General features: G+C 69.5%; 18 protein-coding genes. 16 read left to right on the forward strand and 2 right to left on the reverse strand.

Features of this window, described 5'->3' with window-relative positions; all coding sequences use genetic code 11:
* Window positions 1-109: 109 nt before the first annotated feature.
* Complete coding sequence (locus ABLE88_RS17085; RefSeq protein ID WP_348832891.1) at window positions 110-1159, forward strand: ABC transporter substrate-binding protein; 1050 nt, start codon at window positions 110-112, stop codon at window positions 1157-1159.
* Window positions 1160-1271: 112 nt separating this feature from the next.
* On the opposite strand, the gene ABLE88_RS17090 is transcribed toward ABLE88_RS17085, so the two are convergent.
* Window positions 1272-2633, reverse strand: a complete 1362-nt coding sequence (locus ABLE88_RS17090) for an aminotransferase-like domain-containing protein (protein ID WP_348832892.1) — start codon at window positions 2631-2633, stop codon at window positions 1272-1274.
* A 290-nt stretch (window positions 2634-2923) separates the two neighbouring features.
* On the opposite strand from ABLE88_RS17090, the gene ABLE88_RS17095 reads away from it, so the two are divergent.
* Genes ABLE88_RS17095 through ABLE88_RS17140 form a run of 10 tightly spaced genes read left to right on the forward strand, consistent with a single transcriptional unit; the run spans window position 2924 to window position 11991 of the window.
* Window positions 2924-3247 carry an NIPSNAP family protein gene (locus ABLE88_RS17095; protein ID WP_348832893.1) on the forward strand — a complete coding sequence of 108 codons (324 nt, stop codon included), beginning with the start codon at window positions 2924-2926 and terminating at the stop codon, window positions 3245-3247.
* 54 nt (window positions 3248-3301) lie between these two features.
* Window positions 3302-4180: an FAD binding domain-containing protein gene (locus ABLE88_RS17100; RefSeq protein WP_348832894.1), complete on the forward strand. Its 879-nt coding sequence runs from the start codon at window positions 3302-3304 to the stop codon at window positions 4178-4180.
* The gene (locus ABLE88_RS17105) at window positions 4177-4680 is read left to right on the forward strand and encodes a (2Fe-2S)-binding protein (protein WP_348832895.1); all 504 of its coding nucleotides are present in this window, start codon (window positions 4177-4179) and stop codon (window positions 4678-4680) included. Before ABLE88_RS17100 ends, ABLE88_RS17105 begins: the two co-directional genes overlap by 4 nt.
* On the forward strand, window positions 4677-7088 hold the full coding sequence (locus ABLE88_RS17110; RefSeq protein ID WP_348832896.1) for a xanthine dehydrogenase family protein molybdopterin-binding subunit: 2412 nt from the start codon (window positions 4677-4679) through the stop codon (window positions 7086-7088). The genes ABLE88_RS17105 and ABLE88_RS17110 overlap by 4 nt, the downstream gene beginning before the upstream one ends.
* Entirely contained in the window at window positions 7085-8059 is a 975-nt protein-coding gene (locus ABLE88_RS17115; RefSeq protein WP_348832897.1) for an amidohydrolase family protein, read from the forward strand. The genes ABLE88_RS17110 and ABLE88_RS17115 overlap by 4 nt, the downstream gene beginning before the upstream one ends.
* A 13-nt stretch (window positions 8060-8072) precedes the next feature.
* Window positions 8073-8540, forward strand: coding sequence for an SRPBCC family protein (locus tag ABLE88_RS17120; RefSeq protein WP_348832898.1), 468 nt, complete (start codon window positions 8073-8075; stop codon window positions 8538-8540).
* A 4-nt stretch (window positions 8541-8544) separates the two neighbouring features.
* Complete coding sequence (gene pcaD / locus ABLE88_RS17125) at window positions 8545-9417, forward strand: 3-oxoadipate enol-lactonase (protein ID WP_348832899.1); 873 nt, start codon at window positions 8545-8547, stop codon at window positions 9415-9417.
* Window positions 9414-10397: an ABC transporter substrate-binding protein gene (locus tag ABLE88_RS17130; RefSeq protein ID WP_348832900.1), complete on the forward strand. Its 984-nt coding sequence runs from the start codon at window positions 9414-9416 to the stop codon at window positions 10395-10397. The genes pcaD and ABLE88_RS17130 overlap by 4 nt, the downstream gene beginning before the upstream one ends.
* The gene (locus ABLE88_RS17135) at window positions 10394-11203 is read left to right on the forward strand and encodes an ABC transporter permease (protein WP_348832901.1); all 810 of its coding nucleotides are present in this window, start codon (window positions 10394-10396) and stop codon (window positions 11201-11203) included. The genes ABLE88_RS17130 and ABLE88_RS17135 overlap by 4 nt, the downstream gene beginning before the upstream one ends.
* Window positions 11200-11991, forward strand: coding sequence for an ABC transporter ATP-binding protein (locus tag ABLE88_RS17140; protein WP_348832902.1), 792 nt, complete (start codon window positions 11200-11202; stop codon window positions 11989-11991). Before ABLE88_RS17135 ends, ABLE88_RS17140 begins: the two co-directional genes overlap by 4 nt.
* A gap of 40 nt (window positions 11992-12031) precedes the next feature.
* Here ABLE88_RS17140 and ABLE88_RS17145 read toward each other — a convergent pair whose 3' ends face one another.
* The gene (locus tag ABLE88_RS17145) at window positions 12032-12946 is read right to left on the reverse strand and encodes a LysR family transcriptional regulator (protein WP_348832903.1); all 915 of its coding nucleotides are present in this window, start codon (window positions 12944-12946) and stop codon (window positions 12032-12034) included.
* Window positions 12947-13112: 166 nt separating this feature from the next.
* Here ABLE88_RS17145 and ABLE88_RS17150 point away from each other — a divergent pair, with 166 nt between their 5' ends.
* The 5 genes from ABLE88_RS17150 (at window position 13113) to ABLE88_RS17170 (ending at window position 17673) form a co-directional block, all read left to right on the forward strand.
* Entirely contained in the window at window positions 13113-13478 is a 366-nt protein-coding gene (locus ABLE88_RS17150) for a Rieske (2Fe-2S) protein (protein WP_348832904.1), read from the forward strand.
* Window positions 13465-13806: a hypothetical protein gene (locus tag ABLE88_RS17155; protein ID WP_348832905.1), complete on the forward strand. Its 342-nt coding sequence runs from the start codon at window positions 13465-13467 to the stop codon at window positions 13804-13806. Before ABLE88_RS17150 ends, ABLE88_RS17155 begins: the two co-directional genes overlap by 14 nt.
* A gap of 13 nt (window positions 13807-13819) precedes the next feature.
* The gene (locus tag ABLE88_RS17160) at window positions 13820-15058 is read left to right on the forward strand and encodes an amidohydrolase family protein (protein ID WP_348832906.1); all 1239 of its coding nucleotides are present in this window, start codon (window positions 13820-13822) and stop codon (window positions 15056-15058) included.
* A 115-nt stretch (window positions 15059-15173) separates the two neighbouring features.
* Window positions 15174-16142, forward strand: coding sequence for a Bug family tripartite tricarboxylate transporter substrate binding protein (locus ABLE88_RS17165; protein WP_348832907.1), 969 nt, complete (start codon window positions 15174-15176; stop codon window positions 16140-16142).
* Window positions 16143-16239: 97 nt separating this feature from the next.
* Complete coding sequence (locus tag ABLE88_RS17170) at window positions 16240-17673, forward strand: NAD-dependent succinate-semialdehyde dehydrogenase (protein ID WP_348832908.1); 1434 nt, start codon at window positions 16240-16242, stop codon at window positions 17671-17673.
* Window positions 17674-17687 lie beyond the last annotated feature (14 nt).

The raw sequence follows: 17687 nt of genomic DNA on the forward strand, positions 1-17687 counted from the left end.
CATAGCCATCACAGATGCATCGTATAATTCAACATTATTATCTGCGATGGAATGCGCTTGCTAACCTGAAGCCCGATCAAGCTAGAAAAATAATACGGGAGGTAAGGACGTGACACTGACTGCCGGCACAGTTGCGACCGCAATCATCCTGGCCTGCACGACCGGGGTCCTGGCCCAAAGCGCGAAGGGAAGCGCGCCGCCCGACGTGGTGAAGATCGGCATCAACGGCGTGGTCAGCGATGCGCCCTTCTTCATCGCCGAGACCAAGGGGTTTTTCGGCGAGGCGGGCATCAAGGTCGAGTTCATCGCGTTCGACGCCGGACCGAAGATGATCGCGCCCCTCGGCGCGGGCCAAATCGACGTTGCCGGCGGCGCGTCTTCCGCCGGTCTCTTCAACGCCGTCGGCCGCGGCATCAACATCCAGATCGTCGCCGACCGGGGCTCGACCCCGCCCGGCCACGAATATGTTCCGATCATCGTGCGCAAGGACCTCGTCGACAGCGGCAGGGTGAAGACCTATGCCGATCTGAAGGGCCTGAAGGTCGCGGAGGCGGGGCAGGGCGGGGCGCAGTCCTCGCTGCTCAACGAAGCGCTGAAGAGCGCCGGCCTATCCTTCGGCGACGTGGAGCACGTCTATATCAGCTACCCTCAGCAGGTGTCCGCCCTCGCCAACAAGGCGGTGGATGCGGCGGTCACGGCGGAGCCGTCCGCGTCCCAGGCGGTGTTGGGCGGGCACGCCGTCCGCATGATCGACTCGAAGGTGTATCCCAACCAGCAGGTCGCCGTTCTTCTCTACGGCGGCGACTTCATCGCGAAGCGTCCCGACGTGGCGGCGCGCTTCATGGTCGCCTACCTCAAGGGCGCGCGCATCTACAATGATGCGCTCAAGGACGGGCACTTCGCGGGCCCCGCTGGGGATGAGGTGATCGCCATCCTGATCGCGAACACCAAGATCAAGGACAAGGCGCTCTACCAGGCCATCGTGCCCAGCGGCATCAATCCCGACGGCGCAATCAACGAGGACAGCCTCAGGAAGGACGTGGCCTTCTACCAGTCTCAGAAGTACTTGGAATCGCGAGTGGATGTCTCAAAGGTCGTGAACTTGACCTTCCGCGATCAGGCGCTCAAGGCGCTTGGCCCCTACAGGCCGTCGAACTGAGCCGGCGACGAGGCCCAAGACCTTCGGCCATAGGAGAACCGCGAGCAAAGCCGCGGGTTTCATGATCGGCAGACCTGGCGGATCTTGGCACCGGATCGCGCGCGCGGCCCGCTCAGACGAAGGAGATGGCTTCCGCTTCCTCAAAGATGCGGCGCAGGTCCTTCAGGCCGTCCTCCAGCTGCGCGAGGCTCGCCGCCGCGCCGAGGCACACGCGCACCCCCTGGGTCGTCGGGTCGTTGGGCCGCAGGCTGCCGGGCGGGGCGAGCGTGATCCCGCGCTGGCCCGCCTGGGCGATCAGCGCCGGCAAGGTGCGCCCCATGGGCAGCGGCAGCCACAGATGAAAGCCGGGCGGCGCCGGGATCTCCGGCAGCAGCCCCGCCAGCAGCCGGCGGGCGATCTTGTTGCGCAGCGCCGCCTGCTCCTGCTTGAGGGCCGCCTGATTGGCGAGGCCGCCGGTGTGGATCAGGCGGGCGACCACCTCGGCCATCAGCGGCACCGCCATCCATCCGCTCGCCCTGAGGCCGTTGATGCAGCGGTCGCGGAAGCTGTCGGGGGCGATCATGGCGCCGATGCGCAGGCCGGGCGCGAGGCACTTGGCGAAGCTCACGACGTAGAAGGCGCGCTCCGGCACCAGCGCGGCGAGCGGCACGACCGGCGTCGGCATCAGGAAGGCATAGGCGTCGTCCTCGACCACATAGGCGTCGTGGCGGCGGACGATCTCGGCGATCTGCGCGCGCCGCTCGGCCGGCAGCACCGTCCCGGTGGGGGTCTGCAGCGTCGGCATGCAGTACAGCACCCGCGCGCCGGTCTCGGTGAACGCCTTGTCGAGGGCGGCGGGCAGGAGCCCCTCCCGGTCCATGGCGACGCCATGCAGGCGGTAGCCCATCTGGGTGGCGAGCGAGAGCGTGCCGGAATAGGTGAGGGCCTCGGTGAGCACCGTGTCGCCGCGCGACGCCACCATGGTCATGGCGATGGAGAGCGCGTGCTGGGCGCCGTGGGTGATGAAGATCTGGTCGGGCTCCGCCTCCATGCCGTGGGCGCCGAGCCAGAGCGCCACCGCCTCCCGGTGGTCGCGCCGTCCCTGGTGCGGCAGATAGCTCAGCAGCCGGTCCATGTCGGCCTCGGCGGCGATCTCGGCCACCACCGCCGCGATCAGGTCCGCCTCGCCGGTGGCGGGCGGCACGTTGAGGGCGAGGTTCACCCCCTGGACCTCGGCGCGCTGCGGCTGGCGCCGGCGCTGGACGAACGTGCCCCGTCCCACCTCGCCGGAGATCAGGCCGCGCTGCTCGGCCTCGGCATAGGCCTTCGAGACGGTGCCGACGCTGAGGCCCAGCCGCTCGGCCAGATCCCGCTGGGGCAGAAGCCGCGCCCCCGGCTTGACCCGCCCCGCCGCGATGTCGGCCTCGAGCAGGTCGACGATGGCGAGGTAGCGCGGGCCCGGCCCGAGGGGAAGTGAGGGAAGCCAATCGGACATGGTCAACCTGACGAGGACAGGACTCGAATAGTACAATTTGAAAATTGAAGCAATGCGATTTGACGGGCGTCCCCTTTTTTGGCTCCTGTTGCGGTGCAACGCTGAAAGGCACCGGCACCGGACGCGCGCCGCCCTGCGAAAAACGTCAGGCACACCATGGCGATGCCGCATTGCATCATAAAATATGGGTCAAAATCTCAGAATGAGTTAGCTCAATAATTGACTCCCGTGCATTTGTCTCTGTATCGTTTCCCCAATTGGCGCGTCAGAAGCCATCAAGGGAGGCTCCGATGATCTATGAGATCCGCGTGTACGAGGCCGCCGACGGCAAGGCCGAGGCGATGCGCCAGCGGTTCAAGGATGAAGTGGTGCCGCGCCTTCCGGGCCATGGCATCGACCTTCTGGGCGTGTTCGTCGCGCCCGAGGAGGATGGGCGCCTCACCTATCTCACCCGCTTCGAGAGCGAGCAGGCCCGCGTCGCCGCCTGGGCCTCCTTCGGCGCCGACGCCGGCTGGAAGGCGGTGAAGGCGGCGAGCGAGGCCGGCGGGCCGCTCTTGAAGACCCAGACGGTTTCGGTCCTGTCGCCCGCCGTCGCGGGCCTGCTGCTGGGCTGAGCCCGGCGGCGCCCCCGTGCTCCGCGACCTGTCCGCGAACGAGGACATTTCCGCATGAAACCGGCCCCTTTCGCCTATGTTCGGCCCGGCTCCGTGGCTGAAGCCTGCGCGGTGCTCGCCGCGAGCCCGGATGCGCGGGTGGTGGCCGGCGGGCAGACGCTGGTGCCCATGCTCGCCATGCGCCTCGCGCGCCCGACGGTCCTGGTGGACATCCTGCGCCTGCCGGCGCTCGCCGGCATCGTCGAGGAGGATGGCGCGCTGGTGATCGGCGCCACCACACGCCAGGTGGACGCCGAGCGCTCGGCCCTGGTGGCGAGCCGGCTGCCGCTGCTCGCCGCCGCCTTGCCGTGGGTCGGCCATCCGCCGACGCGCAACCGCGGCACCGTGGGCGGCTCGCTCGCCAATGCCGACCCCTCCGCCGAGATCCCGCTGGTGGCCGTCACCCTCGAAGCCGAGATCGTCACCGAGGACGAAGGCGGCCGGTCCGAGATGCCGGCCGACGACTTCTTCATCGGCCCCATGCTCACCGCCGCCCCGGAGGCCGGCCTCCTGACCCACGTGCGCTTCCCGATCTGGGACGAGCCGCGCGTCGGCGTCGGCTTCCACGAGGTGAGCGCGCGGCGCTCGGACTTCGCCTTCGTCTCCGCCGCCGCGCAGGTGGCGCTCGACCCGGACGGGCGGTGCACCCGCATCGCGCTCGGCATCGGCGGCGTGGGCGACCGCCCGGTGAGGCTCGACGTCGCCGGCCTCGTCGGCGCGCGCCTCGACGGCGATCGGGTGGCGCAGGCGGTGGAGGCCGCCGCCGCGGCGCTGGAGCCCACCTCCGATCTTCACGCCAGCGCCGCCTATCGCCGCCGCGTCGCCGTCCTGCTCGGCGCCCGGGCGATCGGCGACGCTCTGGCGGACGCACAGGAAAAAGGAGCCGGCCGATGAAGGTCGCATTGCAGGTCAATGGGGCGGTAAGCGAGGTGGACGTCGAGCCGCGCAAGACGCTGCTCGACACGCTGCGCGAGGAGCTTCGCCTCACCGGCGCCCATGCCGGCTGCGAGCACGGCGTGTGCGGCGCCTGCACGGTGCTGGTGGATGGCGCCCCCGTGCGCTCCTGCCTCATGTTCGCGGTGCAGGCGGACGGGCTCGACATCACCACCATCGAGGGGCTCGCGCCCGCCGCGGGCGAGCTCAGCGTGCTGCAGGATTCCTTCTGCGAGACCCACGGCCTGCAGTGCGGCTTCTGCACGCCGGGCATGATCCTGGCCTCGCATGCGCTGCTCGAGGCCAACCCCGAACCCACCCGCGCCGACATCGTCGAGGCGATTTCCGGCAACATCTGCCGCTGCACCGGCTACGGCCAGATCGTCGAGGCGGTGGAGCTTGCGGCCGAGCGCCTGCGCCAGGCGAACGCACCGCGCGCCCTGGCCGGAGGCCGCCCATGAACGCCGGGGCCGCCCCCTTCCGCTTCGTCTCCGCCAACCGAAGGGTGCGCGAGGACCGCCGCTTCGTGGCCGGGCACGGGCGCTATGTGGCCGACATCGCCCTCGACGGCATGGTGCACGTGGCGATCCTCGGCGCCCAGCATCCCGCCGCCCGGATCCTCGCCATCGACCCGTCGGCGGCGCTCGCCCTGCCGGGCGTCCACTATGTGCTCACCGGCGAGGAGCTGGCGGGGGCGACCGACCCGCTCATGAACGGCCTCGACACGCCCAACGTGCGCCGCTTCCCGCTCGCGGTCGGGCAGACGCGCTATGCCGGCGAATGGGTCGCCGCCGTGGTCGCCGACAGCCGCGCCCTGGCCGAGGACGCCTGCGAGAAGGTGAGGGTGAGCTACGAGCGCCTGCCGTATCTCACCCATGCGGAGGAGGCGCTCGACCCGTCGAGCCCGCCGGTTCACCCCGCGCACGGCTCCAACGTGCTGCTCGACAAGCCGTTCGTGTGGGGCGAGGTGGACCGGCATTTCGCCGAGAGCCCGCGCCGGCTTTCCTTCCGCGTCACCTGGGGCCGCAATTCGACGGTGCCGATCGAGACCTTCGGCGTCGTCGCCTCCTGGGATCCCTGGGCCGAGATGCTGGACGTGTGGGCCTCGATCCAGATGCCCAAATATCCCGACCAGATCGCCCGCGCGCTGCGCATCCCGGCCAACAATGTGCGCGTCCACCACGACGTGGACGTGGGCGGCAGCTACGGCGTCAAGCGCGGCATCAAGCACACGGTGCTGGCGGCGCACCTCGCGCGCCGGCTGGGGCGCCCGGTGCGGCTCCTGGAGGACCGGCTGGAGAACATGCGCGGCGGCGACGCGCACGGTCCCGAGCGCATCTTCGACGTGGACGTGGCGTTCGACGACGCCGGCATCGTGCGCTCCATGAAGCTGCGGGCGCTGGACAATGCCGGGGCCTATGCGGGCCGCGCGCCGTTCCAGCTCGGCAAGCCCATCGGCGCCATCGTCGGCCCCTACAAGATCGAGAGCGTCGCCTACCGCGCGCAGTCGGTCACCACCAACAAGGCGGTGCAGGAGGCGGTGCGCGGCTTCGGCCAGTCGCCCACCAACTATGCCATCGAGACCGCCCTCGACCAGGTGGCGCGGGCCTGCGGCCTCGACCGCATCGAGGTGCGCCGGCGCAACTTCATCCGCAAGGAGGAATTCCCCTATCTGATCCCGAGCGGCACCCGCTACGACAGCGGCGACTACCACACGGTGGTCGACAAGGTGCTGGCGCACGTGGACTACGCCGCCCTGCTCGCCGAGCGCGACCGGCTGCGCGCCGACGGGATGCTCGCCGGCATCGGCATCGCCGCGTGCCTGGAGCCGAGCGGCGGCAATTCCGCCTTCGAGCCGCTGCTCAACGAGAAGAACCAGACCACCACCTGGATGGAATCGGTGCGCATCAACGTGGACGGGACCGGCTGCGTCGCCGTCACCATCCACACCACCTCATCGGGGCAGGGGCACGAGACGCTGGCCGCCACCGTGGTGGCGGAGGTGCTGGAGATCGACCCAGACCTGATCCGCGTCGTGCGGCCGGATTCGCTCGCCTGCTTGCCCTCCAACACGCCGGTGGGCAGCCGCATGGCGATCATGATGGGCGGCGCCTGCTTCCACGCGGCGCAGAAGCTGAAGGCGAAGCTGCTGCGCATCGGCGCCCACAATCTGGGCCTCGCCCCGGAGGCGGCGCGCTACCACGGCGGCAGCGTCGGCGCCGAGGCCGGCGGCAAGGCGCTCGACTGGGCCGCGCTGGTGAACATCGCCCACCGCAACTTCCACCTCCTGCCGCCCGACACCGAGCCGGGCCTGGGGACCACCCACGTGATGCAGGTGCCCACCGGCACCAGCCTGCCGAAGGACGGGCGGGTGCAGATGTATCCCTGCCATTCGTTCGAGTTCCACCTGGTGCTGGTGGCGCTCGACCCGGTGCTCGGCAAGCCGGAGATCCGCCGCTACGTGATCGGCCACGACTGCGGCACGGTGATCAATCCCCACATCGTCAAGGGCATGACGCTCGGCGGCATCGCCCACGGCCTCGGCGCCGCGCTGCTGGAGGAGTTCGTCTACGACGAGGAGGGCCAGATGCTCACCCAGAGCTTCATGGACTACCTGCTGCCGTCCTCCCACGAGGTGCCGAAGGTGGAGATCGTCCACCATTGCACGCCCTCGCCCTTCACCGTGTTCGGCCAGAAGGGGTCGGGCGAGAGCGGCTATCTCGGCGCCCCGGCGGCCATCTCCGGCGCCCTGAACGACGCCGTCGCCGACCTCGGCCTCTTCTTCGACAAGCTGCCCATCCGCATTTCCGCCATCAGCGACGCCGTCGCCGCCGCCCGTGTCCGTTCCAGCGAAGAGACGACCTCATGATCATCGATTGCCATGCCCATCTCGTGCCGCCGAGCCTGCTGGACGCCATCCGGGCCGATGCCGGGAAGTTCCCCTCCGTGCGCCTGATCGAGGACGGCGCGAGCCTCGGCTTCGCGTTCGCCGGCGGCAAGCCCACCCGGCCGGTTTCCAAGCCGCTGAGCGACATCCCCGCGCGGCTGAAGTGGATGGACGAGCAGAAGATCGAGCGCCAGATCGTGGGCGGCTGGCTCGACATGTTCGGCAACGAGCTGCCGGCGGAGGAGGGCGCCGCCTGGGCGCGGCTCGCCAACGCGCACCTCGCCGCCGCCGCCAAGGCCGAGCCGCGCTTCATCCCGCTCGCCAGCGTGCCCCTGCAGGACGGCGCGCGCGCCGCCGAGGTGCTGCGCGAGGCCCATGCCGCCGGCTTCCGCGGCGCCATGATCGGCACCCAGCCCAAGGGCAAGGGCGGGGTGCTCGACGATCCAACGCTGACGCCGTTCTGGGAGGCCGCCGACGAACTCGGCGCGGCGGTGTTCATCCATCCGGTGTTCGAGAGCGGCGACGACCGGGTGCACGATTACGGCATGGCCAATGCGGTGGGGCGCATCACCGACACGCTGATCGCCCTCTCGCGGCTGATCTATGCCGGCCACGTGACGCGCTATTCCAAGGCCAAGATCGTCGCCGGCATCGGCGGCGCGGCCTTGCCCTACATCGTCGGCCGGCTGCGCCGGAACTACGCGCTCGACAAGTCGCTGGGCGATCCCGACGCCGCGCTCGCCGCGCTCTATTACGACACCATCGTCCAGGACCCGCGCACGCTGCGCTACCTCGCCGACATGGTCGGCGCGGCGCGCATCATGATGGGCTCGGACATGCCGTTCCCCATCGGCGACCTGGCGCCGCTGCGGATCGTCGAGGAGACGCCGTTCTCCGACGCCGAGCGCGCCTCCATCAATGGCGGGCTGGCCCAGCGCCTGTTCGGCCTGTGAGGCGGAGGCCGCGATGAAGATCGACCTCGAAGGCTCCGAGACCATCGCCACCGATCCCGAGCGCCTGTGGCAGGCGCTCAACGATCCGGCGGTGCTCACGCGCTGCATTCCCGGCTGCAAGACCATGACCGAGACCGGGCCGGACGCCTACACGGTGGAGATGCAGCTGCGCGTGGCGGCGGTCGGCGGCTCGTTCGAAGGCGAGATCGCGCTCAGCGACAAGACCCCGCCGAGGACCTGCCACATCAGCGTGTCGGGTTCCGGCTCGCTCGGCCACGGCTCCGGCACGGCGCGCTTCGAGATCACGCCGACGGAGGGCGGCTCGCTGCTCGTCTACAAGGGGGCGGGGGAGGTGGGCGGCCTCGTGGCGGGGGTCGGCCAGCGCATCCTCGGCAGCGTCTCAAAGCATCTCGTCGGCCGGTTCTTCACGGCCTTGCGCAAGGAGTTCGAGGGCGGCGCCGCCCTCGGCGCAGCGGAGTAGGCCCATGGAAGCGTCGATCCCAGAGGTGCGCCACGTGGAAGCCGAGCCGGGCGTGCGGCTCGCCGTCCGCATCGATGGCGCCGCGGGCACCGAAGGCGTGCCCACGGTGGTGTTCAGCAATTCGCTCGCCGCCGACATGGGCATGTGGGACGAGGTTGCGGCGCGGCTCGCGCCCCACGCGCGGCTGGTGCGCTACGACACGCGCGGCCACGGCCGCTCCGATGCGCCTGCCGGCCCCTACAGCCTGGCGCTGCTGGCGGCGGACCTCGCGGCGGTGATGGACGCTGCGGGGATCCACCGGGCGGTGATCTGCGGCCTGTCGCTCGGCGCCTTCACCGGCATGCGGCTTGCCATCGACGCGCCGGAGCGGGTCGCCGGCCTGGTGCTCGCCAACACCGCGGCAAGCTTTCCCCCCGCCGCCATGTGGCGCGACCGCGCGCGCGCGGCGCGCGCCGATGGCCTTGCCCCGCTGGTGGCGCCGACGCTGGAGCGCTGGTTCACCCCCGCGTTCCGCGCCGCAAGGCCCGAGCGGGTCGCGCAGATCGGCGCGGCGATCGGCGCCGTCTCCGGCGAGGGCTATGCCAGCTGCTGCGAGGTGCTCGCGTCCGAAGACATTCTCGCGGAGCTCGGCGCCGTCGCCTGCCCGACGCGGGTGATCGTCGGCCGCCACGATCCCTCCACCCCGCCGGCGCGCGGGGAGGAGATCGCCGCCGCCATTGCCGGGGCGGATGTCTGCGCGGTCGAGGGGGCGCACCTCTCGGCGGTGGAGGCGGGCGACGCGTTCGCGGACGCCGTCCTCGATCTGCTGCGGCGCGCCGGGCCGGGCCGGACACGGAACAAGACGCAAGAAACAGAACCGAAGGAGGAACGCCCATGAAGACCGTGGTCGCCACCAAAGCCGCCGCCGCCCTCGCCGCCTTCATGGCGGCGGCGGTGCCCACCGCCCACGCCCAGACCCTGGAGAAGCTCTCGATCGTGGTGTTCGGGCCCCCCTCGCTGGGCGCCTTCCTGCCGCCGGTGATCAAGGCGCAGAAATACGACGAGAAGCACGGCCTCGACCTCACCTTCGCCGAGCGCACGCCGGACGCCTACACCGCCCAGTTCAATTCGGGCGAGTACAAGGTGGGCGGCAGCGCGGCGCTGCTCACCGTGGGGCTCGCCGACCTGCGCGGCGTGAAGGTCACCTATCTGTTCAACCTGTTCGATTTCTGGGGCGGGGTGGTGACCTCGCGGCCGGACGTCAAGACCCTGAAGGACCTCGAGGGCAAGGACCTCGCCGCCGCCAAGGGCACGACCAATTTTGTGATGTTCGACTGGCTGGCGCGCCGCCAGGGGGTCGACACCTCCAAGATCTCGGTGGTCAACACCGCGACCCCGGGCCTCGTGGGCTACGCGCTGGCCGACCGGGCGAGCGCGGTGCAGCTGTGGGAGCCGGCCTACACCACCTTGCTGTCGAAGAAGCCGTCGATCCAGACCCTCGACCTGAAGATCATCGACAGCTGGAAGGCGTTCGCCAAGTCCACCAGCATTCCCTATCTCGGCGTGGCGGCCCATTCCGACTGGGTGGCGCAGAACCAGGCGATGGTTCCCAAGCTCTATGCCGCCTACAAGGACGCCGCCGCCTGGGTTCAGGCCAATCCCGACGCGGCCGCCAAGCTGATCGCGCCGCGCGGCACGCCCGAGGACCAGGCGGCGCTCGCCCAGCTGATCCGCGCCAACGACCGGCTCGGCCTGAACGTGGTCTGGGCCTCCGACGTCAAGAAGGAGATCAACGCCGTCTACGAGGCCGGCCGCAGCATCGCCTTCCTGCCCGGCGCGCCTTCGTCGGCGACCATTTTCGAGGGAGGCAAGCGGTGAACGTTCGCACGCCGGCGGCGCAGGCGTCGTCTTTGGCGGTCGTCTCGGTCATCGGCGGGGCGGTGCGCATGGCCGCGCCGTTCGCGCTGCTGATCGCGCTGTGGCAGATCGCGGCGCAGTTCTTCCCGCCCTATCTGTTCCCCTCGCTGGTGGACGTGTTCTGGCGCTGCATCGAGATATTCACCCACTGGAGCCAGTTCGCGAACGTGCTCGCCACGGTGTGGCGCATCCTCGCCGGGCTCGCGGGGGCGTTCGCGATCGGCGCCCTGCTGGCGGTGCTGATGGCGCGCTCGCAGGCGGTGGACCGCTTCCTGTCGCCGATCCTTGCTTTCTTCCAGGGCATCCCGGCGCTGTCCTGGGTGGTGTTCGCCATCATCTGGTTCCACGGCATCGAGTTCCGCATCTTCTTCATCATGGTGCTCACCACGCTGCCGGCCTTCACCTTCCAGGTGCTCGGCGCCCTGCGGGCGATGTCGAAGGACCTCACCGAGATGGTGATGAGCTTCCGGCCCTCGCGCGTGCAGCTGTTCAGCACCATGATCGTGCCGGCGATCCTGCCGGACATCTTCACCGCCTGGAAGGTCAATCTCGGCAACGCCTCGCGCGTGGTGGTGGTGGCCGAGCTGGTGGGCGCCACCGGCGGCGTCGGCTACGAGCTGCTGCAGCAGCAGCAGCTGTTCGACATGGCCGGCGCGCTCGCCTGGACGCTGCAGCTCGTGTTCTTCGTCCTCCTGGTCCAGAACGCGATCACCCTCCTGGAAACCCTGCTCTTCAGCTATCGGGCCGTTTCGGAGCGCACCCTATGACCGCCGCCGCCGATCCCTTCACCCACGACGCCGGCGCGGCTTCGGTGGAGATCCGCTTCGATCACGTCAGCAAGACCTTCGGCCGCCACGGCAGCGGCGAGCTGTTCCGCGCGGTGGACGATCTGAACCTCGAGATCCGCGCCGGCGAGCTGGTGGCGATCCTCGGCAAGACCGGCTGCGGCAAGTCCACCATGTTCAACATGATCGCCGGCCTGCTGGAGCCGAGCGAGGGGCAGGTGGTGGTGTCCGGCCACGACCCGTTCCGCCAGTTCGACTGGTTCCGCGGCAAGATCGCCATCGTGTTCCAGAACGACCGGCTGCTGCCCTGGCGCACGGCGATCGAGAACGTGGCGCTCGGCCTGGAGATGCTCGGCATCTCCAAGGCCGAGCGGTTCGCCACGGCGCAGCACTGGCTCACCAAGCTCGGCCTCGGCGGCCACGAGAACGACTATCCGCACGCGCTCTCGGGCGGCATGCGCCAGCGCGTCTCGATCGCCCGGGCGTTCGCCACCAACGCCAACATCCTGTTGTGCGACGAGCCGTTCTCGGCGCTCGACGAGATGACCGCGAACCGTCTGCGCGAGGAGTTCGCCCGCCTGGTGCGCGAGAACGGCAAGACGGCGGTGTTCATCACCCATTCCATCAACGAGGCGCTGCAGATCGGCGATCGGATCGTGGTGCTGCTGCGCCCCGCCAAGATCGCCTATGACGTGAAGCTCGAGCGGGATGCCAGCGTCGCCGCGAACGACCTGGTGCGCGCGCGGATCCGTCAGGTCCTCGCGGTCTGAACCCCGGCGGACGCCGCCGGACCGGCGCGCCGGGCGCTCCTTACGGCCCGCTCTCCGCAGCGGGCTGGGGCTGCGGCCAGTGGGCCTCGCTCATGGCGAGGAAGGCGTCGAGCACCGGGGTGCGGCGGCCGTAGGCGAGGGCGAGCTCGTAGGTCACCGGCGAGCCCTTGCCGGTCAGCGGGCAGAACACCACGCCCTTGCGCTCGACGGTGGCGCTCGATTTGGTCACCAGCGCGACCCCCATGCCGCCGGCCACCAGGGAGATGATGGTGTCCATCTGCTGCGCCTCCTGCATGATCAGCGGGGCGAAGCCTGCCGCCGAGCACGCCTCGCGGATGCTGCGGTGCAGGCCCGGGCCTTCGCGCGGGGGAATGCACACCCATGCCTCCTGCTTCAGCTGCGAGAGCGCCACCTGGCCGAGGCCGCACAGCCGGTGGCCCTCCGGCAAAGCCGCGATCATCTCGCTCTTCGTCAGCGGCCGGATGGTGAGGCCGTCGGCGGCCTCGACCGGGGGGATGACGAAGCCGACGTCCGCTTCGTCCTGGTTGAGGCTGCGCACCTGCTGCGCCGTCATCTGCTCGCGCAGTTGCAGCTCCACGTCGGGGTAGGCCTCGCGGAAGCGGCGCAGGAACGGCGGCAGGATGTCCCGCGCCGCGCTCGGCACGAAGCTGACCCGCAGCGAGCCCCTCAGGCCGTTGGCGGCGCGCCGCGCCGCCTGCACCGCGCGCTCGGCCTGCTGCACCGTGCGGCGCGCCTCCACGAGGAACACCTCCCCCGCCTGGGTGAGGCAGGTGATGCGGTTGGTGCGCTCGATGAGCGGCGCGCCCACCTCCTCCTCGATGCGCTGGATCGCCGTGGTCAGCGGCGGCTGGGCCATGTGCAGGCGCTCCGCCGCGCGCCGGAAGCTGAGCTCCTCGGCGACCGCGATGAACTGCCGGAACTGTCTCAGGTCCATCCGTGATCCACCCAGGATATCACGCCTTCAGAAAACTAATATTAGACATATTACAATTCGGGTTCAATCATCCAGATTGTGATGATGCAAGGTTTTGTACGCCGCAATTGCCCCTGACGGCCCTCGACGCCGCAATGCAGCATAAGAATTGGCAGGTGGAAACGTCATGAATGAGTACAGCGCAGGGAAGGTCGACGATTATGCGGACGGCGACCGGAAGGTCGTCCTCTGCGGTGAAGCCGAAGTCGGCGTCTTTCGAATTGCAGGCGAATTCTACGCCTGGCACAACCGGTGCGCCCATCGCGCCGGTCCGGTCTGCCAAGGCCGCATCATGAAGCGCGTGCTGGAGCCCGTCGACGGAGACGGGCAGGTGCGTGCCCAGGCCTACGACGAGGGCGAAGACCACATCATCTGCCCCTGGCACGGCTACGAATTCAGCATCCGCACCGGCAAGCATCCCGGCAATGAGCGCGTGCGGCTGCGCAAGGCCGAGCTCATCGTGCGAGACGGAGAGATCTATGTCCGCGCCTGAAGACGACCGCCGCAACGACGCCTATGCCTGGATCGACGCCGTCGCGCCCAAGCTGCTCGCCTCGTCCCGCGAACTGGTGGAGACCGGCGCCGCCGCCCGCATCTCCGACGAGGCGGTGGCGCAGATCCTGACCGCCGCCGTGCGGCTCTATGTGGCGAAGTCCGACGGCGAGGAGCGCACCTTCTCGCCCATCTTCGGCACGCGCGATTCCGAGCTCACCCCCACCGAGCTGCTGTCGGCGGTGTCCGAGATGCTGCGCGCGCTTCATCTCGGCCCGGTGGAGCTGGCGCTCTGGTATCGCCGCCGCCCCGACGAACACATCTCCTAAGGTGGCCCCGCCCATGAACGTCCAAGGCAAGTTCGGCCCCAATTATGCGGCCACCCAGCAGATCGATGTCTATACCGACACCCGCGAAGTGCTCGCCCACGCCAAGCGCAACGCGCGCCTGCGCGGCCTGCAGGACTGGTTCGTGGTCGACATCGACGCCCACCACGTGGAAACCGTGTCCTGGAAGGAAGTGGTCCAGTACATCGAGGATCCGGTGATCCGCGACAACGCCATGCGCTACCAGGCGGAGCGCATCGGCGGCCCGCCTTACGGCCTGAACGGCGACCTCGGCCTGCGCTACCAGTCGGTGGGCGGGCGCATCCCGCACCAGGACGACCAGCGCGAGAAGGTGGCGGAGACCGACGTGCACCGCGACGTGGTGCTCACCCGCCGCGCCATGGACTCGCTCGGCGTGGACAATATGGTGGTGTTCCCGACCCCCATGCTGTTCCTCGGCATGCATCCGCAGCCCGAGATGGAGGTGTGGCTGGGCCGCGCCTACAACCGCTGGATAGCCGACCGGATCCTTTCCGGCGACGACCGCATCAAGACCCTCGTCTATCTGCCCTTCAACACCCCGCAGGAGGCCGAGCGGGCGGTGGAGGAGTTCGGCGACCACAAGGGCGTGATCGGCTTCTGCGTCACCAGCACCCGCACCAAGCCGGTGCACCACAACGACTATATGCGCCTCTACCGGATGATCGAGGAGCGCGGCAAGCCGCTCGCCTTCCATGCCGGCTACCACTGGCAGGACCCTTCGCTCGCCACCGTGAACCGGTTCCTGGGGATGCACTCTCTGGGGTTCGTGTGGTGCAACATGATCCACATGACCAACTGGATCCTCAACGGCCTGCCGGAGCGCTTCCCCAAGCTCAACACGCTGTGGGTGGAGAGCGGTCTTGCCTGGGTGCCGTTCCTGATGCAGCGGCTGGACGACCAGTATCTGATGCGCCAGTCCGAGGCCCCGCAGCTCAAGCGGATGCCGTCCGAATACATGCGCGACACCTGCTACTACACCACCCAGCCGATGGAGACGACGCATCCCAAAGCGCTGGAAAACACCTTCGAGATGATCAATGCCAAGACGCAATTGCTCTTCTCGTCCGATTGGCCTCATTTCGACTTCGATCTGCCGCAGATGATCTGCGATCTTCCGTTCATCGACGAGCAGGCGAAGAAGAACATCCTCGGCCTCAATGCCGCGCGGCTCTTCAACCTCGATCCGACGCCGCGGAAAAATCTGTTCGCCTGACATCGCCCGGCAAGGGCCAAGAGCGGCCGCAAGCCGCCTGACCCCGAGCCTGCTCCGCGCCCGGCCACCGCCGGCGCGGCGTCGGCCGACACCTGCAAGAGAGGGAGGAAACCTAATGGAGCGGAGAACACTGCTCGGCGCCTTGGCCGTGCTGGCCTGCGCGCTGGCGCCGGCGGCCGCGGTGAAGGCGCAATCATTTCCCGACCGGCCCATTCGCCTGATCGTCCCCTACGCCCCCGGCGGCGCGATGGACGGCACCGCCCGCCTGCTGGCCCAGCAACTGCAGGAAAGCATGAAGCAGACGGTGGTGGTGGAGAACAAGCCGGGCGCCTCGGGCATGATCGGCGTCGACTATATGCGCCGGTCCGAACCGGACGGCTACACGATCCTGATCGACACCATGGCGATCGGCGTCAACCCGACGCTCAACAACGCCAAATACGATCCCATCGCCGACTTCACGCCCATTTCCCAGGTGATGGCCATGCCCTACGCGCTGGCCGTCAATCCCAATTCCGGGATCAAGACGCTCGGTGAGCTGGTCGACAAGCTGAAGGCCAATCCGGGCAAGCTCAATTCCGCCACCTCCGGCACCGGCAGCCAGCTCGCCACCGCCGCCTTCCGCAAGGAGAGCGGGACCAAGTTCGAGATCATCCCGTATCCGGGCGGCGGCCCCGGCATCCTCTCGGTGATGGCGGGGGATTGCGAGATGGTCATCATGGACATGGCCAACATCGCGCCGTTCATCACCTCCGGAAAGCTCACCGGCCTCGTGGTCTCGACGCCGACGCGCTCGGCGGTGACGCCCGACGTGCCCTCCGCCCCCGAGATGGGCCTGCCCGGCTTCGAGGTCAGCGCCTGGTTCGGCATCTTCGGCCCCAAGGGCATCCCCGCGGACCGGCTGACCTTCCTCAACGCCGAGATCCGCAAGGCGCTGAAGACCGAGGCGATGCTCAAGTTCTTCAAGGCGTCGGGCTCGGTGCCCTCGACCATGGACGCGCCCCAGTTCGCCGCCTTCTACCGCAAGGAGGTGGATCGCTGGCGGGCGGTGATCCTCGAGAACAACCTGCAGGCCAAGAAGTAGGCGGTCCGGCGCGGGCGGGAGGGGCGGCGGGGTCTGCGCCCGCCGCCGTCCGCCTTCGCCGGGCCCGCGCCGGCGCGGCGGATCAAGGAACGCAATCATGTATCGGGATGTCCTGCTCCACATCGGCGGGGAATGGCGCGGCGCGCGCGCGGGACGCACGTTCGACGTCCTCAACCCGGCGACCGAGGACGCGATCGGCACCTGCGCCTTCGCCGACACCGCCGATCTCGACGACGCCCTCGCCGCCGCCGCGCACGGCTTCGCCGCCTGGCGCCGGCAGAGCGCCCACGCCCGCGCGGGCGTGCTCCTGAAGGCCGCCGAGCTGCTGCGGGCGCGCGCCGAGGACGTGGCGCGGCTGATGGTGCTGGAGCAGGGCAAGCCTTTGGCCGAGGCGCGCATCGAGGTCCACTTGTCGGCGGACGTGATCCAGTGGTTCGCCGGCGAGGCGGCGCGCATCTATGGCCGGGTCATCCCGGCGCGGGCCGACCATGTGCGCCAGCTCTCCCTGCGCGAGCCGGTGGGCGTGGTCGCCGCCTTCACGCCCTGGAACTTCCCGGTGAGCCAGGCAACGCGCAAGAGCGCGGCGGCGCTGGCGGCGGGGTGCGCGGTGATCCTCAAGGGGCCGGAGGAGGCGCCGGCCTCCTGCGCCGAACTGGTGCGCGCCTTCGCCGATGCCGGCCTGCCCGCGGGCGCGCTGAACCTGGTCTACGGGCACCCGCCGGACATATCGGGCTATCTGGTGCCCCATCCGCTGGTGCGGAAGATCTCGTTCACGGGATCGACCGTTGTCGGCAAGCAGCTCGCCGCCTTGGCGGGCGCGCACATGAAGCGCGCCACCATGGAGCTCGGCGGCCATGCCCCGGCGATCGTGTGCGCGGACGCCGATCTCGACACCGCGGTGCGGGTGCTCGCCGCCGGCAAGTTCCGCAATGCCGGCCAGGTGTGCATCGCGCCGACCCGGTTCCTGGTGGAGCAGGCGGTCTACGCGCCGTTCGTGGCGCGCTTCGTCGCCGCCGCCGAGGCGCTCCGGCTCGGCAGCGGGCTCGATCCCGACACCACCATGGGCCCGCTCGCCAATCCGCGCCGGCTACAGGCCATGGAGGGGTTCCTCGATGATGCGCGCGACAAAGGCGGGCGCATCCTCACCGGCGGCGCGCGGCGGGAGAATCGCGGCTGGTTCTACGCCCCGACCGTGGTGAGCGATCTGCCGCCCGACGCCCGCCTGCTCAATGAGGAGCCGTTCGGGCCGGTGGCGCTGATCGCCCCGTTCGAGACCCTGGACGCGGCGATCGCCGAGGCCAACCGCCTGCCTTATGGACTCGCGGCCTATGCCTATACGCGCTCGCAGCGCGCCGCCGCGCGCCTCGGCGCCGAGATCGAGAGCGGCATGGTCTCCCTCAACCATCACGGCCTGGGCCTGCCCGAGACGCCGTTCGGAGGCGTCAAGGACAGCGGCTATGGCAGCGAGGGCGGCGCCGAAGGCATCGAGCCCTATCTGAACGTGAAGTTCGTCAGCCAGGCCGAAGCCTGAGGCAGGCCCGCCGC

Origin of the sequence: Xanthobacter luteus, assembly GCF_040049235.1 — a bacterium.
Taxonomy (GTDB): domain Bacteria; phylum Pseudomonadota; class Alphaproteobacteria; order Rhizobiales; family Xanthobacteraceae; genus Xanthobacter.

Bases quoted from the DNA above. Each gene is read 5' to 3' on its own strand.
- ABLE88_RS17090 (WP_348832892.1), bottom strand. From the start codon at position 2,633: ATGTCCGATTGGCTTCCCTCACTTCCCCTCGGGCCGGGCCCGCGCTAC.
- ABLE88_RS17095 (WP_348832893.1), top strand. From the start codon at position 2,924: ATGATCTATGAGATCCGCGTGTACGAGGCCGCCGACGGCAAGGCCGAG.
- ABLE88_RS17100 (WP_348832894.1), top strand. From the start codon at position 3,302: ATGAAACCGGCCCCTTTCGCCTATGTTCGGCCCGGCTCCGTGGCTGAA.
- ABLE88_RS17105 (WP_348832895.1), top strand. From the start codon at position 4,177: ATGAAGGTCGCATTGCAGGTCAATGGGGCGGTAAGCGAGGTGGACGTC.
- ABLE88_RS17110 (WP_348832896.1), top strand. From the start codon at position 4,677: ATGAACGCCGGGGCCGCCCCCTTCCGCTTCGTCTCCGCCAACCGAAGG.
- ABLE88_RS17115 (WP_348832897.1), top strand. From the start codon at position 7,085: ATGATCATCGATTGCCATGCCCATCTCGTGCCGCCGAGCCTGCTGGAC.
- ABLE88_RS17120 (WP_348832898.1), top strand. From the start codon at position 8,073: ATGAAGATCGACCTCGAAGGCTCCGAGACCATCGCCACCGATCCCGAG.
- pcaD (WP_348832899.1), top strand. From the start codon at position 8,545: ATGGAAGCGTCGATCCCAGAGGTGCGCCACGTGGAAGCCGAGCCGGGC.
- ABLE88_RS17130 (WP_348832900.1), top strand. From the start codon at position 9,414: ATGAAGACCGTGGTCGCCACCAAAGCCGCCGCCGCCCTCGCCGCCTTC.
- ABLE88_RS17140 (WP_348832902.1), top strand. From the start codon at position 11,200: ATGACCGCCGCCGCCGATCCCTTCACCCACGACGCCGGCGCGGCTTCG.
- ABLE88_RS17145 (WP_348832903.1), bottom strand. From the start codon at position 12,946: ATGGACCTGAGACAGTTCCGGCAGTTCATCGCGGTCGCCGAGGAGCTC.
- ABLE88_RS17150 (WP_348832904.1), top strand. From the start codon at position 13,113: ATGAATGAGTACAGCGCAGGGAAGGTCGACGATTATGCGGACGGCGAC.
- ABLE88_RS17155 (WP_348832905.1), top strand. From the start codon at position 13,465: ATGTCCGCGCCTGAAGACGACCGCCGCAACGACGCCTATGCCTGGATC.
- ABLE88_RS17160 (WP_348832906.1), top strand. From the start codon at position 13,820: ATGAACGTCCAAGGCAAGTTCGGCCCCAATTATGCGGCCACCCAGCAG.
- ABLE88_RS17165 (WP_348832907.1), top strand. From the start codon at position 15,174: ATGGAGCGGAGAACACTGCTCGGCGCCTTGGCCGTGCTGGCCTGCGCG.
- ABLE88_RS17170 (WP_348832908.1), top strand. From the start codon at position 16,240: ATGTATCGGGATGTCCTGCTCCACATCGGCGGGGAATGGCGCGGCGCG.